This window comes from Sinorhizobium mexicanum, assembly GCF_013488225.1.
In the GTDB taxonomy this organism is placed as follows: Bacteria; Pseudomonadota; Alphaproteobacteria; order Rhizobiales; family Rhizobiaceae; genus Sinorhizobium; species Sinorhizobium mexicanum.
Genome location: NZ_CP041240.1, coordinates 210,535 through 226,709, shown reverse-complemented (window position 1 = coordinate 226,709; position 16,175 = coordinate 210,535). Strand labels below are relative to the sequence as shown.

Here is a 16,175-nt window from a genome sequence, read left to right as displayed (position 1 = left end):
TGACAGAACACATATTCACTAGAAGTAAGAATTGCAGATGACTGGCGTTATAAATTTTGAAGGGAAAAGTCAAAAAGGTGGACAGCGGGAGCATCAAACCCTTTCGCAATCGTTGAAGTGGCTTCATATATCTTTACACATCGCGAGCCGTCGGCGGCGTAGAAGTGACTCCTACTCAGTAACAACGACCCACGCCACCTAAGGCAGCTGAAGGAGGGTGAACGGCCAAAGCGTCAACGACTTGACCGTTGCGCTGATCAAAGGGCGTGTGGTGGAGCAGGCTGTGACGCATGCACTCGAATAGGTAGACGGGTACAATCGATGTTTTGGGTTTTCCGGCATGCACAGCTGACGATCCCGACGTTGCACTGTCGCGAAGTGCTGAGTCCAGCTGAGCGGGAACGGGCAGAAAAATTCGTCACATGGATATACGCCTTTCATATCTTCAGGCAAAGAACGATTTTCGAATCATCCTTGCTGCGCATTTGCATGTTCCGCCGAGAGACCTCCAGATGACCGTTTCGCGCTTCAGCAAGCCCCAATTGCCGGCGCACGGTATTGAAGTGAGCCAGTCTCATAGCCACGATTGGTCCGCCGTCGTTGTATCAGCCTTCAGTCTCGGGTTTGGTCGGGATAGATATTGAGCGTCGGCGCCCCCTGGCAAATTGCCGCCAGTTGGCCGGACTGCGCCATTCCGAAGCGCTCGGCCTGCTCAGGCCGACGTAGATCTCGACCAGGGCATTCTCACCATCCGAGACAAAGTTCGGCAAGTCACGGCTGGTCCTGCTGCATGCACGACAATCGCTGTTTATCGCTTACCAAAAACGCCGCAACTGACGAGGTGAACCCGCAAGGCGTTCCGGCACAGCCTCAATCATATGGATCGTTCTAGGGCTAGCTTAGCTATAGGCGCAGACATAGATACTCCCAGTGTGTGAAATCGTCCGTGCCATACCTTATCCGGCCCCGATGCTGCTAGACGGGGTCTCCTTGTCGCTTACAGCATAATGAGTCGCAGGTTGTCATAACTCAACATCGGTGGCGCTGTTCCAGATTTCGGTCTTACTGTCTGATGTCAGCAACACAGGATCTAGTTCTATGCCAATAGCGCCATTCGACACTCGCAAAATCATAATCACATGCGCTGTGACGGGCGGATCAAAATACAATCGCGATCACCCGAATTTTCCGATTACTCCCAAGGAAATCGCCGACTCGGCAATTGAAGCCGCGCGCGCTGGCGCAGCGATCGTCCATGTTCATGTGCGCGATCCCGCCACCGGCGGCGCCTCTTATGATGTAGATCTGTTCAAGGAGGCTTCTGACAGGATCCGCCAGTCGTCAGTCGATGTCATCTTAAACCTCACCTGCGGCGGAAATGCCCGGTTTGTGCCCGATCCGGGAGACGAATCGCGCGCCGCGCTTGGCACGACGGTGGCACCGCCCGAAATCCGCTATGCGCACATTGAAGAGTGTCTACCGGACATTGCGTCTCTCGATGTCACGACATCAAATCAAGGCGATGGCGGCGATGAGTACGTTTACCTAAATACGCCGCGCACGCTTCGGGCGATGGCGAAGCGCTTTAAGGAGCTCGGCGTTAAGCCAGAAATTGAAGTATTTGAGGGTGGCGATATCGGCTTTGCGCATCAGTTGATCGCCGAGGGCTTAATCACTGGCATCCCGATATTTCAATTTGTGCTGGGCGTGAAGTGGAATGCACCGGCGACGCCAGACACGGTTGCTTACATGAAAGGCTTACTGCCGGAGCGCGCTCATTGGGGCGCTCTCGGGACAGGGCGAAACCAGTATCCGATCGCAGCGCAGTCCGTCCTGCTTGGAGGTAACATCCGTGTAGGCCTTGAAGATAATCTATATCTACGACGAGGCGTCTTCGCTACTAATGGACAGCTTGTGGAGCGCGCTCGACACCTCATCAATGTTCTCGGACATGAGCCGGCGACACCTAAGGAAGCGCGCGATATCCTAGGGCTGCCCTGAGCGGCCGCTGTCAAGACTTTTTCAATGCCGACATCAAGAGCTCGGCTATCTCCTCAGTTCCAACATCTCTCTACGAGCTCAAACGCGGTTCGGATCCCGGCGACGCTCGTCACCTGCATCAACTCGGATCTTCCGGGACGCATCACCGCGCAGGCCAGCCAGAACGTCTATGACAGCTCGCCCGGTCACCGCCTGCTGATCCCGCGAGGCGCCAAGCTGTTCGGGCGTTATGACAGCAAGGTTTCGTTCGGCCAGTCGCGCGTGCTGGTCGTCTGGACCGACATCATTTTCCCGAACGGCTGGACCTTACAGGTCGGCGGCATGGCGGACAGATGCCGAGGGCTACGGCGGCTTCAACGACAAGGTCAACAACCACTATCTCAAGACGTACGGCTCGGCGGCGCTGCTCGCGATCGTCGGCACCGGCATCGACATGGCGCTGCCCGAAAGCTCGACGCTCGCCACGCAGGACACGGCGTCGGATGCGGCGCGCCGGAATTTCGCCGAGGCTTTCGGTCGGGCCGGCCATCACGGTTCGGCGCTCTCATGAACAAACACGTCACTGCCGGCAGACTGGCAAATCAGCAGCCTGATCCTTGTCCACCCCAAGGGGCGCACTCCACTTCTTCCCGCTCCCGTTTGTCCGCACGGTCGGCATCGCCCGCGCCCGCACCAACGACCGAAATCCAGCCGCGCGTCAGGGTGTTCGCAACCTCACTGCCGCACCACCCCCCTCTGGAAATTGCGGTAGTTCGAGGTTTCCAGCTGCATGAGAATGCCCACGGCCCTGTGCAGCACCAGCCAATCCGCCTGCTTTGCACACTCATTCCAAGCAGTTGCTCCCTCGCCTTCACCCTTGACAGAGTACATGAGAATTAGCCGATCGACGATCATTCCACGAAGGCGGTGCGAACACGGCGACGCATGATCGACAGCAGGCTTACCCCCCGCAAGAGGAGAAAAATATGAAAGGCGGCCCAGAGCCCGTCGTTGCCGAATATATGTCCGAAGGCGAACAAAGCGGCGATAAAGACCGCGAAAGATATAAGCATCGCGTTGCACATGTCGCGCGACCAACTGGCGCCGATGAACACCCCGTTCATCTGGAAGGCCAGCACGCCGCTCGGTGCCGCGAAAGCCGCCCAAGGAAGATAGACAACCGCCTCCGCACGCACGTCCGCTGCACTTGTTATGGCGCCTATGAGTTGTTCGCCGAACGCGAAGGCGAGGACGCTTGCGAATCCCGCAAGTGAGAATCCCCAGCCCGCGGTCAGCCTGAGGGCACGCAAGAACGCCGGCTGATCACGGGCGCCGACGGCACGACCGGCGAGCTGCTGGGCGGCGCTCTCGAACCCGCCGAGGAAGTAGTATGCGACGTCTACAAAATGCATCAGCACCGCATTGGCAGCGAGAGTCAGCGTGCCCAGTTGCGCGCCCTGCCGCGCGAATAGGATGTATGCGCCCATGATCACTAAGGAACGGATCATAATGCCGAGGTTAACGTGAAGCATCCACCTTATCGCCGCGATGTCGAACGTATGCCGGGGTGATATTTTCGGCAGCGCCCTGAAGCGCCCAATGAGGACCACCATACCGGCTATCACGGCGGCAAGTTCGCTGCACACCGTTGCCCAGGCGACGCCTGCGACGCCCCATCCGAGATAAAGGCCCAGAACGATGCACAGCGCGATATTCATCCCGTTGAGGAGGAATTGCAGGCAAAGTCCGACGCCGGCCTCGCCGCGACCTAGGAAATAACCGAGGATTGTATAGTTGATTAGCGCGGCGGGCGCCGAGATAAGGCGGACTCGGACATACACATCCATCGCGGTGGTCAGGGCCGGGTCGGCGTTCATAAACCATTCGCCCACCGCGGCAATCAGTGGCGCAAGCAGGACTAGGGCGAAGCCGGAAATAGCGGCAATAACAAATGCGCGCCAGAAGGCTGCTCGCTCTTCCAGGGCATCGCCCCTCCCGAAAGCCTGGGCGATGAGACCGGACGTACCGGACCGCAGGAAATTGAAGGGTGTAAAGACGAAATCGAAAAAGGTGGCTCCAATCGCGAGACCGCCAAGCAATGCGGCATCGCCGAACTGGCCGACCACGGCCGTGTCGACGATGCCGAGCAGCGGCGTTGTGAGGGATGCGAGCGTCATGGGAATCGCGATCGCCATGACCTGCCGGTTGGTGACATGGAATGGCCTGGAGCCAAGTAGTGGCGCTTTCTGTTGCATGTCGACTCCTGCTGGATGGTTGCAACCTCTTCATTGCCAGCATGCGGAGAGTTGCGATGTTTAAGGGGCGCCAGATTGACCGGTCTGTCATCTTTTTTTACGTTTGCTGTTGCTTGGCCTTCGATCTCAGACACTGCGCGGCCTCGAAGCGATGGCCGAGCAAGGCATTTTAGTCGATCGCACCACCATCTTGCGGCGGGCGGTTTGCTTCACGCGTCTGTACTTCTGGAATGTTTCGATCGGGGTATCGGAGTATTACCGGCAGGTGGCCTGTCGATGAAGTCTCTTCCAAGGTTCGTGGCCGGTGGGTGAATTTCGCACACGACCGCAGCGTCGCGAGGGGGGCGAGTTCTGGCTCGCTGGGCGCCGTGATTTGCGACGGCGGAGCGCTTCTTCTGGCGAGCGCAGATGGGTCGTGGCCAGCCCGACCACCAAGACATCGACGGCAGCCCAAGCAATGTCATATATCGCCCATGGCGGCGGGCGCATTCGCGGATCAGCTCATCGTCTTTGTTCGCACGAAGCCCCTCAATTCTCGTTGCCGGGAGATAGTCATATAAGATCGAAGCGGCCGGAAGGCCAACTGGATGAAGAAGGGCACACCTAGTTGCCTTGACATAGAGAAGATGTCTACTCGTCCACTCACGTAGCATTTGCCTTTTGCTCGCAAAATGTGACTGCTTTTCTATAATTTCTTCCAGCAACCGTCGCCTCTTTTTGTCATATCTCATCTGCGAATATCCGGGTTATATTTTCTACTTCATGATCTACGCATCCACGGTACAAATGTTATTTCATCGGCAATATACAATTCTAGCAAGCTAATTGCGTAAATATTCTTTAAGTTTGTTTTACGTTATATTGTAGAAGCAAGATGGGCGTCATGGCCGTTGTCGCCGGAAAGACAAAGGTCACGGCCATAACAAACGGGTTCGAATTCCTCGGATCCCGCTTTGTCATGCACTGGGACAGACGCTACGGCTATGGCTTACACGTCGAGATTCCCAAGACCAAGGCCGCCGATCTACGTTGGAAGGTCAAGGCACATACGGGTACGGGTTCCCCACCCGGTGCAGTCCGGGCTCCAAGCTTCAGGAGCTCAATCGGCAATGTCACGGTAACTTCTTGTGTGGAGCCGCTGGGTAGACACCGGTTCATGAATGACGCGCGCTCATCAGCTACAAACGCCTCCGCTTCCCGCCGAGATCATCGCCGGGAGCGGGAAGAAACTGGGGGGCAAGCCGCAAGAGCAAAATTGGCTTGCTTCAGTCGACCATTGGCAACAGCGGCTCGGACCTGAAGTATGCGGTGAGCCACTGCGGGAGACCAGCGCATCTGATGTTCTAGGACGGCCAAATCTACACAATGAACGGCGCGCGAGCGTACCACAAGACGGTTCTCCCCGAAGGGGTTCTCTCGATCGGAGCGCAGCCGATCCGGCTTAGCCGCTTGCCTGCACGGCCTTGTCCAGAATGTCCAGACCACGTTGAAGCGTCTGCTCATCAACAGTCAAAGGAGGAAGAAGTTTGATAACTTGGCCTTCCGCACCGCATCGCTCTATCACGAGCCCATCTTCAAAGGCTTTGTGCACAATATTCTCGGCCATTCCACCTGTGCCGCAATCGAGCCCCCACATCATGCCCCTTCCGCGCACGGAAAATCTGCCTCGGTTGTTTTGGGCGACCTCCCGAAGGCGCTCGTTCATGAGGCGTCCTGTCTCCACAACACGCGCAGATAGCTTTTCATTTGTCCAATATTTTCTCAATGCAGCTGTCGCCGTCACGAGCGCAAGATTGTTGCCTCTGAAAGTGCCACTATGTTCGCCGGGTTGCCAAACGTCCAAGTCGGGTTTGAGCAACACGAGGGATAGCGGCAGCCCGCAGCCACTGAGGGACTTTGACAAAAGAACGATGTCTGGGGATATATCCGCAAATTCGAAACTGAAAAAATTACCCGTTCGTCCGCAACCTGCCTGAATGTCATCAACAATCAGGAGGATGTCGTGCTTTCTGCAAAGCCGCTCGAGGGACTGCAGCCACTCTTTGCTCGCTGGGTTGATGCCTCCCTCGCCTTGTATGGTTTCCAGAATAACGGCTGCCGGTAGGTCGACACCACTGCTAGGGTCAACAAGCACCTTGGCCATATATTTCGAAGTATCGTTGGCAGCTCCCCAATACCTATCATAGGGCATGAACACTGCCCCGGTGGGAGGTAGGCCTGCTGCATCCCGGTAATATCGATTGCCGGTCACCGCAAGAGCCCCCAAGCTCACTCCATGATAGCCGTTGGTGAACGAAATTATACTGTGCCGTCCAGTAGCTTTCCGCGCGAGTTTCAAGGCGGCTTCCACGGCATTGGCGCCGGTTGGACCGCAAAATTGAAATTTGTATGTCAGACCACGTGGGCGCAATATCGTTGCAGCAAAGTGCTCCATAAAGTCTCTTTTGGCCGACGTGGCCATGTCCAACGCGTGGATAAGGCCATTTTTTTGCAGGTATAAAATTGCATCGTTTAGAAAATCGGGGTCGTTGTGCCCGTAGTTAAGGACGGCCGCGCCAGAGAGAAAATCGATAAACTCACGACCAATCTCGTCCTCGAGAACGGCTCCTACGGCCCTCTTGAACACAACAGGAAAAAAACGTGAATATGACCGCACGTTCGACTCGAGGGTTTCGAAGGCAGATAGCGAATTGATCCTACTCTCTTGAAGCATAATCTTCCTCCATAAGAGCAATGACACCGCGACACCCCGCGCATGCTCTTGAATTGACGATGCGAGCTCCCAATCTTGTAAAAAACAGCTTTTCTAATCGGCATCCCAGCGGTGACGTCGCTATTTTAGCCGGCAATCTACGCCGATGCGCCTACCTGGGATGGTAGTATCTTTACTAGCCGTTTCTTGATGTTCGCCTTCTTTCAACAAGGAGTCGAACAAGATATCGTGACGGGTCGCACACCGCCAACTCTCACAGGCCGCGTGAAAGGCGTGGTCGCAGTTCAGCCAACATGTGTCAGCGGCAGCCACGAAAACCGAAGGCTGCACCCAGTGCGGCATAACGTTCAGCATAGATTCCGATTGCGGCTGGGATGCTTGATCTTCAAGCGAACCCCACTTGCCTAGACGGGCGGTCGTCCGTGCCTCCCGGCCAGCACGGATGGTCGAAGTCTGTCCCCATCAGTACCCTGCAAGATATTACGGCGCTTGAGCGGCTATTTCTCAACGGGGTCGCTTTAGCTCGTATTTCAGCAAACTCCAATCCTGCAAGGTGACAGATTCATTGGTCCGATTTGTGGGAGGCGCGTCAATACAGACCCTTACAATGATCCTGTCTCAGGGAGTGGTGTAGGTCGCGGCTGATGGCCGTGCTTTCCGGCGAGGGCCGGAGGGGGATTTCAGCGTGCGACTGCAGGCAGGCTGATTTGCGGATCATCGCTCATTGATGCCATGGTCTCAAGTGTCAGGTACCGGGCGCGTTGGACGGCCCATTCGTCATTCTGTTCGAGCAGTAGTGCGCCGACGAGACGGACGATGGCTTCGTCGTTCGGAAAGATGCCGACGACCTCGGTGCGTCGCTTGATTTCGCCGTTGAGACGCTCGATCGGATTCGGCGACTGGAACTTTGCCCGGCGCTCTTTCGGGAAGGTCATGTAGGCGAGCACATCCTGTTCGGCGTTGTCATGATGGTGGCGAGCTTTGGAACTTTCGGTCTTATCTGATCGGCGACGCTGCGCCATTGAGCGCTGGCTGCCTTCGGGGTCTCCTGGGCAAAGGCCGTTGCGATGAAGGCGGGGACAACCCGCCGGCCGCTCTTGCCGGCATGCGCCAGAACGTTTCTCATGAGTGGACCCGGCATCTTTGCAAGGTGGCGCTGAGAACCTTAGCTACGGCAGCCTTGAGACCTTCATGTGCATCGGAGACGACGAGCTTCACACCGTGCAATCCTCGGCGGGTCAGCCGGCGCAGGAACTCCATCCAGAGCGGCTCGGCTTCGGAAGTGCCGACTTCCATGCCCAGAACCTCACGCCGGCCGTCGCTGTTGACGCGACGGCGATGATGACGGCAACGGAAACGATGCGGCCGCCGCGGCGGACCTTCAGATAGGTGGCATCGATCCAGAGGCAGGGCCAATCGCCCTCGATGGGCCTTTCGAGGAAGGCCTTCCTTGACATCGATCTCCTCGCACAGGCCGCTCACCTGGCTCTTGGAGATGCGGCTCATACCTATCGCCTTGACAAGATCGTCGACGGAACGCGTTGAGATGCCTTGCATGTAAGCTTCCTGGATAACAGCCGCAGAGCCTTCTCCGCCATGCGACGCGGCGCCAGAAAGCTCGGGAAATAGCTACCTTTGCGCAGCTTCGGAATGCGAAGCTCGACCGTTCCAGCCCGTGTCTCCCAGTCCCGGTCACGGTATCCGTTGCGTTGGGCGAGCCGCATCGGGTTCTTCTCGCCGTAGCCAGCACCGGTCGCGCTGCCGACCTCCAGCTCCATCAGCCGCTCGGCCGCAAAGTCAATCATCTCGCGCAACAAATCCGTGTCGGCGCTCTTCTCAACAAGCGAGCGCACGTTCATCATGTCATTGGTCACCGGTGATCTTCCATCAGGTCGGTCTTGAACAACCCGACCCTGCCGGAAAAACGCTGATGGCCACCTAATCCTCAGGACCTACACCACCTGACCGGACACGATCCTTACAATTCAATTATACGGGACTCAACTGCTTTCATGGCAGCCACCGTTCTACTACTAACATTTAACTTTCGCATTACATTTTTCATGTGGAAATTTACCGTATTCTCGGAGATTCCAAGAATAACACCTATATCCCACGAAGACTTGCCTCTCGCGACCCATAGGAGGCACTCCCTTTCCCGTAGAGAAAGGTCAGTAATTTCCTCAGGTCCCCTGGAAGTTTCGAATTTTCCCATCGCAACCTCTCTTCTCAAGTGAGCCGCGCGCTGCCAAGGGGCGGACAAAGCTTTGCTGTAGGAGATGGCTGTGCGTCCTTTTGTTGGCACTACGGCATCGCTAAAGCGTTATCACTGCAGTTCTGATCAGACCTGGCATGTTATTCCGGCTGAAGTTCCGGCCGGTTCGCATTCAGAGATTTTCAAAAGTCGTGCCAAAGTCTTCGAAATAGCCTTAGCAAACATGTTCTACACGTTTCTCAATGGCTTAGATTGTGGTGCGACAGAACCTAGTTCAAACGTTCAACGTCGCGGACTCGACAAATTCGACAGTAGGTGCTCCTTCCAGGTCCGGCCATAGAAGACCGAGGCCGAAGTAGAGATCACGGATCAGGCTCGTCTCAAGTGGTATAGCTTGGCGTAGCGAAACAGCTCGCGAGCACGCTCTTAGCCGCCGCGCGAGCGGCGGAGCGTACGCCCGTCGATTTTCCCGTGTTGTGGGTTGCTGGTGCCTCAGAGAGAAGGCGCTGCCTCATGTGATTTACCGCCAAATAAACTCATTGCGTATTTTCCGGCGCATTATTTGCTCGGATGAGCAGCGAACTGGAGCGCTGCTTAGCCGGTCTCCGCCCACAGATCTCGCCACCCGTTGCTGGATACATTCGTTGATGAATCTGGCAGGCCCGGGTAATGGCCTGCTCATAGTCGGCCTCCAAGTGAACGCGCAACCTTGAAGAGCCGTGCTCTGTCACCGCGGTTCTTGATTCAATGGAGACCAAGTGACTGCCCGTTAGCGCGACACGCCGAATGCCAAAATCAACGTCGCACAAAATGCAAATGCTGGCCCCGCAATTGTCATCGATGCAGACCGCGCTGACGTCGTGTTGATCGAGAAGTGCGCAAAGCTCGTCGCGTTCTGCAAGACTGCCGCACCGTAATACGGCTGTGTCGCGGGCCACTGTCACGGAACTGGCGTTTCCGTGACCTCCGACAATGGTACCGGTAACAGCTCCGTCGTTCGTGAGCGTTTTGCAAACAATTGTGACGGCGTGCTTTTCGGCATATTCCACCGCCCTGTGGTGCAGTACTTTTGCGCCATGTCGGGACATCCTTGCGATTGTCGTATACGCAATCTCTGGTAGCAACAGCGCTCCGGGAACAAGATGAGGGTCTGCCGTATAGATGCCAGGAACATCGGAGTATATTTCGCAAACGCGCTGTCCCAACATGGACGCGATTACGATAGCTGTCAGATCAGAGCTGTTCCTGCCGAGAAAGGTTAACCTACCGAACTGATCAATTGCCTGGCCGCCTGCGGCAATGACAACGTCATTCTCCTGTAATGCTGCTATAACTGGACTCGCATCTACGCTTTCTACTGAAGCGCGTCCAAATTCTGAATTCGAACGTATTCCAAGGGAATAGCCGTTTAATGACTGGACGCGAATTCCTAACCCACTGACGGCTGCCTCCAAGAGGCAGGCACTGAGCATCTCTCCGATTGCGAGTGCAGCATCAACGTTCGATGGTTTTGGTTGCTTGTTGACGTCTAGCATGACTGCGTTGAGGTCATCGGTCGTTCCCGACATTGCGCTAACCACGGCAACGATTTTGTTTTCGCCTTCCGCTAATCGCTTGGCTAGATGCTGCGCGATTGGACCGAAGTCTCCAGGATGCAGAAAACTAGACCCTCCGAATTTCAAAACGGTTACGTTCATGATCCACCAATCACGTTGTTGGCAATTGCGACCTTGGCGATGAGAAGTGCATTTAGCGCGGCCCCAACCTGAAGATTATCTGCGACGAAGCAAATCCAAAGCCCGCATTGGTCATCGGAGTTAACTTTAACGCGCCCGACGTGAACAACCGTAGGGTCTTGGATAAGGCGCGGCGTTGGATTTGCTTCGTCGCAGATAATCTTCAGGTTGGCTGGGGTCGCTAAGATTGTTTCGATGCCTTGATGCGACTTTCTTCTCGCAACTTGAGCAGCCCCAGAATCGTGTGATTTCGCTCTTCGATCATTTGTGGTATGGTTCTGCCATCAATCACTTCCTGGGCTTGTTGCAAAATGCGTTCACGCAATGCAGGCGTCCAGTCTGGAAGTGGTCCTTCCGTCACGTATGGAGCCCTCCACTCCACTTTCCCGACCATGTCCATGAATGCCCCCAAACCGCCGTCGCCACCACCCAAATGGAAGGTGGCAAAGGGGCCCATGCATGCCCATCGCAGCCCCAGCGCATGAGTTATGCATTCATCGATCTGCGTAACGGTCGCTTGATCGGCCGCGATCATGTGGAGCGCTTCCCTAAAAAGGGCGCTTTGTAGTCTGTTGATGACGAACCCAAAGACCTCCTTCTCCATACGAAGGACTCGTTTTCCGGCTGCTTGGAAGAACGCAGCAGTCCAATCCAAGACCGCGAGATCCGTTTTCTCACCTCCAACGACCTCGACCAGCGGAATGAGGTACGGCGGGTTCACAGGGTGTGTTACGACGGTGCGCTCGGGAAACCTGCAGCGCTTTTGGATGTCCGTCATCGGAAAGCCGGCAGTACTTGAGCCGATCACGATGTCGTTGGGCAGTAGTTCGTCAAGCTGCTTATATGTCTGCACCTTCAATTCGAGATCTTCAGGGACGCTTTCCTGGACAAACTCGGCACCGGATACGGCCTCCTCAAGGTCTTGAGTAAAGCGAAGCCGTCCCCGAGAAGCGCCCGGTCTAAGGCCAATCTGTTCAAGTAGCGGCCACGCCTGATCAAGCAACCGCTCAAGGCAATCCCGTGCATTTTTCCTTGGATTATAGGCTGTCACATTATATCCGCTTGCCAAAAACTGGGCAACAAATCCACCGCCAATGGTGCCTGTGCCAACACAGGTGACTCGTTTGACGTTGTTCGGATTGGGCCGCCTCATTGAATGCTCCATTTCCGCAACCTATCCTGTTGCAGCTCAAGTTGAAGAAAGTGAAGCTCTGTGAGAGCTTCAAAAAACGGTTCTGCCGGTTGAGCAAACGAGGGCGCACATTGCTCGCAAGCGGCTGAGCTGATCACTTCAGCCGGGAAGCGGTGGGGAGTACAGCGGGAATGGCGGAGCGGTGTCATATTCTCGTATATCCCGATCCAGTCACCTTCGGGTTAACTTGTCGGTGCCGCTCCAGCGCCGTCTCTACAGCTCAAGAAAATAGGAGAGATATGGGCTTAATCGAGCAATCTTGTCGTAAAGCGCCCGCGCGCGCACATTGGACTTGTCCGTATTCCAATAGAGCCTCGCCCAGCCCTGGCGACGACCCTCGGCAGCAAGATGCGCGATCATCGCTTCCGCGATTCCTTGGCGCCGCCAGGAATGATCGACATAAAGATCGACGACGAAGCAGAGCATCCGGTCGCTCCAGGTGTGGGAGTGGATGATATAGTTGATGAAAGCTAAGGTAACGCCGCCTGCTTCGACAGCGATGAGCGCCTTGGTTGAGTTGTCTAGGTTCTCGATCCGCCGCCAGATCGTCTCTGCTGACTGTTCGGAGCTGTCGACACCCTGGTCGGTGCAGTACTGGCTCCAAAGTGATCGCCATCCCTGACGGTCGGCACTTCCTGCTAGGCGAATTTCCACGATGGCGTCCGACATAAATATGGTCCCCGGGAAGAGCGCTGGGAATTTTGGCTGAAGCGACGGCCCATTCAACGCCGCGCGGGTGCGGGCTCCAGGGGATATGATCCATCGGCGTCATGGGTCTCGTTACCATGGAGGGCCGGGACAAAGACGCAGACGTTGCGCATTTGCGTGTTGGCGCGAAGGAGATGCCTGTCGTGTTCGTCCAGAATATAGATCGTCCCTGGTCGGATGGGGTAAATCTTGCCGTCCGCCAAGGTTTCGATCTCACCATCGCCTTCGATGCAGAACACGGCCTCGAAGTGGTTCTTGTACCAGATGCGGGTCTCTGTGTTCGGGTACATGGTCGTGATATGGAACGAGAATCCGACTTTGTCCTCGCTAAGGAGAAGGCGAATGCTCTCCCAGTTCTCCGCGGTGACGCGCCGGTCTGATTGCTTCGCCTCGTCTATCGTCCTGATGATCATATGATCGATCCTCCATTGGTCTTATTGCTGCACCAGCGTGGGGTAGGCGTTCGCATGCACAGGTGTAGAGCTGGCAGCCCCCGGGCGGGTGGCGTCGGACTCGCAGGGCATTTGCCACATCCAGTGCCGCGGCAGAATCTCACTTTCCCTGCCGCATCGCATTACCGGCTCGTAGATCACGCCGATGTCGGAGCGGTAAGACATGCCCGCAAAGCGTATCTTCTCAATGTTAGTATAGGCATGATGGACGGCTTGCGCACAATTGTCACCGACGCCCGTGACATGCAGCACGCGGCCGCCGGACGTCACAAGACAGTCCTCGGCATCGCGATGGACATTAGCGAAGAACAGATGGCAATTACGGCGATCCAGCGAATCGAGTCCGGAAATGGGGAAGCCGACCTCGAAATCTCCATGTGGCCAGCCGCGGTAGCGGATCTCGCTCCCGTCCTTGTCCAATCGTATCGTCGCCCCTTGTCCAGCTACTACATTGCAGTAACATTTATTATCTGTCTCGATACTCAAAGAGCCAAGGGTTCCCTGAAGGACGCCTTCGCAAAGCCGAACGAAATTGGTTTGTACCTTGGGCAGGACGACCTGAGCTTCCGAGTCGCCAAAGCGGGCATTGATCTCGATGACTTTGATGCCGTCATGGCATAGCATGGCGCCGACATAGATGAACCCGTTATAGTTCAGGCCTTCTCCCAAGATTGCAGCTCGTAGCGGCTCCAGGATCTCGGTCCCTATCTCACGGTAAAGCGCCTTGTCCGCGAGCGGATGCGGGGAGAGCGACCCCATACCGTCGCAATTCACGCCTTTGTTGCCGTCATTGGAGCGCTTGTAGTCGAGGGCCGCCGGGCAGATCAGGAAGTCCTTTCCGTCGAATAGAGCGAAAATTGATATCTCCAGTCCGAAGAGACGCTCCTCAACGATGATGCGGTTTCCAGCATCCTTGTGCGCCCGCGTCAGCATGATGGTGTCGACGGCTTGAAGCGCCGACGCCTGGTCGTCGCAAACATAGGCGCCATTGCCTTCGCACAATCCGTCCGCCTTGACGACAACATCATAGTCGAGCCTGCGGATGTATCGTTTAGCAGGTTCCGGCCGGTCGAAGACCTCGAAACGGGCCGTATTCACGCCATACCGTTTCAGGAGCGACTTCGTAAACGCCTTGCTCGTCTCCAGTCGAGCTGCAGCACGGTCAGGGCCAATTGTCGGAATCCCGCTGGTCTTTAGGAAGTCGACGTAGCCGGTAGAGAGCGCGTCGATGTGAGAGACAAAGACAAAATCTATGGCACGGGCTTGACAAAATCGCACCGCCGATGCCGGATCGCCTAGTAAAACCTCAGGCACCGTGTGGATGCGCTCGTGCGCGACCGCCGAGTTTCCTGGCCCGTAGAAAACCTCGACGGATGGGTCTGTGCGCTGGAAAAGGTCGGCCAGCGCATGCCCCCTCCCGGTCGAATCGATGAGCAGCACGTTGCGTCTGGGATTCGCCATGGCTTTAATCCTCTTGCCCGGTGACGACGTCGATCGCGGTGCCTTGGATTGCGTATTCAGGGAGGCATCCACGCTCCTGCGCCATAAACTATCGGAGCGTGACATACACGGAACTACTCAACCAAGTAGGTTGACACAGTTCTGCAACAGCTTTCTGAGCCAGAAGTGTTTGGATCCCATGCCAGTCTTGCGACGCGCCTTTTGCGGCGTCAGCATCAGAACCCAGGCCGCGACATCAGCGGCTAACGGCCCTATAACACAAGGTTGCGGCCCCGCTCGACGCAGGCGGCAACTCGAGCGACGTTTGAAACGTCGGACGTAGGGGGAGCTCTCATTGCGACCAAAATGGTTATCGAACAAGTGCACGGTTGTCTGCGCGGTAGATACCCGATCGCCGCATGATGGGCTTTCGCGGGAGGGATCTTCCAGTGTAATGGACGCAATGTGTCCGTGGTTCACGTTCACCTGCAACGGCATCAGCGGAATGACCCGACCTACGTCCCGGCAGGGACGTTTCAACGCATCCGATAAGGCGGACGTAATTCAGAACGTCTGGCTATCTACGTTATCGCTCTAACTATCCTCCGGGGCTCACGCAGTCATGCCGGCGGACCGGTCAAAGATTTCGCCCGTTGTCAGCATTCTGTGCATTATCACGGATAACTTGCGCGCCACAGCAACTGCTGCTCGTTTGAAGCCGTCCTTCTCTCCGAGCTTCATCCCCCAGGCACGAAGTGAACTGTCAGCATGGGCCCGGGTCAGGATCACCGTGGCGGCCTCATAAAGGAGGCCACGCAGATGACTGTCTCCGCGCCGAGAGACATGGCCGTCATAGTCGACTTCGCCGGATTGATAGCGCCTTGTCGTCAGTTCCATCCATGCCCCCACAGATCGGGAGGTTCGGAAGTTTTTCGGATCTTCAATCGTCGCAACAAAGGAGGCGGACGTGACCACACCAATCCCGGGAATGGACATCAATACCTGAGATGTATCGCTTTGCCTGATCGCCGCGACGAGCTGACGATCGAGTTGCGCAGCACGGCTCCGGATATTGTGCCAAGCCTCAAGCAGGGGCAGGATGATCCGTTCCAAGCCAGCATTGCTGCCGAACAGATTGCGTACATTCGTTCCAAATACCAAGCCGCCGCCTTGGGCACCACCAGTCCAAAGGTCTTCATCGGCCCACGAATCTGATTGGATCGCTCGGTCGTGATCCTGATCAGTCTCGTCCTTGCCGTCACGAGCGTGCGGATCAGCATGCTGTCATAGCCCTTCACCCTCACCTCGCGGTAGACGCCGACGGCCAGATGTGCCAGGCCGTCGGCGTCGTTGGCACACCTACCTATCCAAGTAGTGTTAGATAATTCGATTCCCGCTTAGTTTATCGGTTGGGCGGGCAGTGCAAATTCGGCTACCGCCCACCTGGCCCCTCCAACATGGACTTGGCAGTCAGCGCCAGATTC

General features: G+C 56.2%; 9 protein-coding genes and 3 pseudogenes. 2 read left to right on the top strand and 10 right to left on the bottom strand.

The annotated features are described in order from the left end of the window. Positions 1 to 1,098: 1,098 nt before the first annotated feature. Positions 1,099 to 2,001: a beta-keto acid cleavage family enzyme gene (locus FKV68_RS23160; RefSeq protein ID WP_180942294.1), complete on the top strand. Its 903-nt coding sequence runs from the start codon at positions 1,099 to 1,101 to the stop codon at positions 1,999 to 2,001. A gap of 11 nt (positions 2,002 to 2,012) precedes the next feature. After that, positions 2,013 to 2,521: pseudogene (locus FKV68_RS23155) on the top strand (TrbI/VirB10 family protein); the annotation flags it as partial. Positions 2,522 to 2,891: 370 nt separating this feature from the next. Here the strand turns inward: FKV68_RS23155 and FKV68_RS23150 are convergent. From FKV68_RS23150 to FKV68_RS23105, 10 genes and pseudogenes are all read right to left on the bottom strand, one after another. Continuing rightward, entirely contained in the window at positions 2,892 to 4,235 is a 1,344-nt protein-coding gene (locus FKV68_RS23150) for an MATE family efflux transporter (protein WP_180942293.1), read from the bottom strand. Positions 4,236 to 5,676: 1,441 nt separating this feature from the next. After that, entirely contained in the window at positions 5,677 to 6,948 is a 1,272-nt protein-coding gene (gene ectB, locus FKV68_RS23145) for a diaminobutyrate--2-oxoglutarate transaminase (RefSeq protein ID WP_180942292.1), read from the bottom strand. 680 nt (positions 6,949 to 7,628) lie between these two features. Beyond that, positions 7,629 to 8,822: pseudogene (locus FKV68_RS23140) on the bottom strand (IS256 family transposase). 104 nt (positions 8,823 to 8,926) lie between these two features. Further along, a complete protein-coding gene (locus FKV68_RS23135) occupies positions 8,927 to 9,163 on the bottom strand; it encodes a helix-turn-helix domain-containing protein (RefSeq protein ID WP_180942291.1) in 237 nt (78 codons plus the stop codon). A 536-nt stretch (positions 9,164 to 9,699) separates the two neighbouring features. Further along, complete coding sequence (locus tag FKV68_RS23130) at positions 9,700 to 10,860, bottom strand: amino acid kinase family protein (RefSeq protein ID WP_180942290.1); 1,161 nt, start codon at positions 10,858 to 10,860, stop codon at positions 9,700 to 9,702. A 220-nt stretch (positions 10,861 to 11,080) separates the two neighbouring features. Beyond that, positions 11,081 to 12,052, bottom strand: coding sequence for a 3-hydroxyacyl-CoA dehydrogenase NAD-binding domain-containing protein (locus tag FKV68_RS23125; RefSeq protein ID WP_180942289.1), 972 nt, complete (start codon positions 12,050 to 12,052; stop codon positions 11,081 to 11,083). A 252-nt stretch (positions 12,053 to 12,304) separates the two neighbouring features. Further along, positions 12,305 to 12,760 (bottom strand): GNAT family N-acetyltransferase, encoded by a 456-nt coding sequence (locus tag FKV68_RS23120; RefSeq protein WP_180942288.1) that lies wholly within the window; start codon positions 12,758 to 12,760, stop codon positions 12,305 to 12,307. Between the two features lie 53 nt (positions 12,761 to 12,813). Continuing rightward, entirely contained in the window at positions 12,814 to 13,212 is a 399-nt protein-coding gene (locus FKV68_RS23115) for an ectoine synthase (RefSeq protein ID WP_180942287.1), read from the bottom strand. A 21-nt stretch (positions 13,213 to 13,233) separates the two neighbouring features. Beyond that, positions 13,234 to 14,712: a phosphoribosylamine--glycine ligase gene (gene purD, locus FKV68_RS23110; RefSeq protein WP_180942286.1), complete on the bottom strand. Its 1,479-nt coding sequence runs from the start codon at positions 14,710 to 14,712 to the stop codon at positions 13,234 to 13,236. Between the two features lie 591 nt (positions 14,713 to 15,303). Then, positions 15,304 to 16,046 (bottom strand): annotated as a pseudogene (locus FKV68_RS23105) (IS110 family RNA-guided transposase); the annotation flags it as partial. Between the last annotated feature and the right edge of the window lie 129 nt (positions 16,047 to 16,175).

What these genes read in the sequence shown, in the direction of transcription:
- FKV68_RS23125 (WP_180942289.1), bottom strand. Translation starts at nt 12,052, where the DNA reads ATGAGGCGGCCCAATCCGAACAACGTCAAACGAGTCACCTGTGTTGGC.
- FKV68_RS23120 (WP_180942288.1), bottom strand. Translation starts at nt 12,760, where the DNA reads ATGTCGGACGCCATCGTGGAAATTCGCCTAGCAGGAAGTGCCGACCGT.
- FKV68_RS23135 (WP_180942291.1), bottom strand. Translation starts at nt 9,163, where the DNA reads ATGGGAAAATTCGAAACTTCCAGGGGACCTGAGGAAATTACTGACCTT.
- FKV68_RS23160 (WP_180942294.1), top strand. Translation starts at nt 1,099, where the DNA reads ATGCCAATAGCGCCATTCGACACTCGCAAAATCATAATCACATGCGCT.
- FKV68_RS23130 (WP_180942290.1), bottom strand. Translation starts at nt 10,860, where the DNA reads ATGAACGTAACCGTTTTGAAATTCGGAGGGTCTAGTTTTCTGCATCCT.
- FKV68_RS23115 (WP_180942287.1), bottom strand. Translation starts at nt 13,212, where the DNA reads ATGATCATCAGGACGATAGACGAGGCGAAGCAATCAGACCGGCGCGTC.
- FKV68_RS23150 (WP_180942293.1), bottom strand. Translation starts at nt 4,235, where the DNA reads ATGCAACAGAAAGCGCCACTACTTGGCTCCAGGCCATTCCATGTCACC.
- purD (WP_180942286.1), bottom strand. Translation starts at nt 14,712, where the DNA reads ATGGCGAATCCCAGACGCAACGTGCTGCTCATCGATTCGACCGGGAGG.
- ectB (WP_180942292.1), bottom strand. Translation starts at nt 6,948, where the DNA reads ATGCTTCAAGAGAGTAGGATCAATTCGCTATCTGCCTTCGAAACCCTC.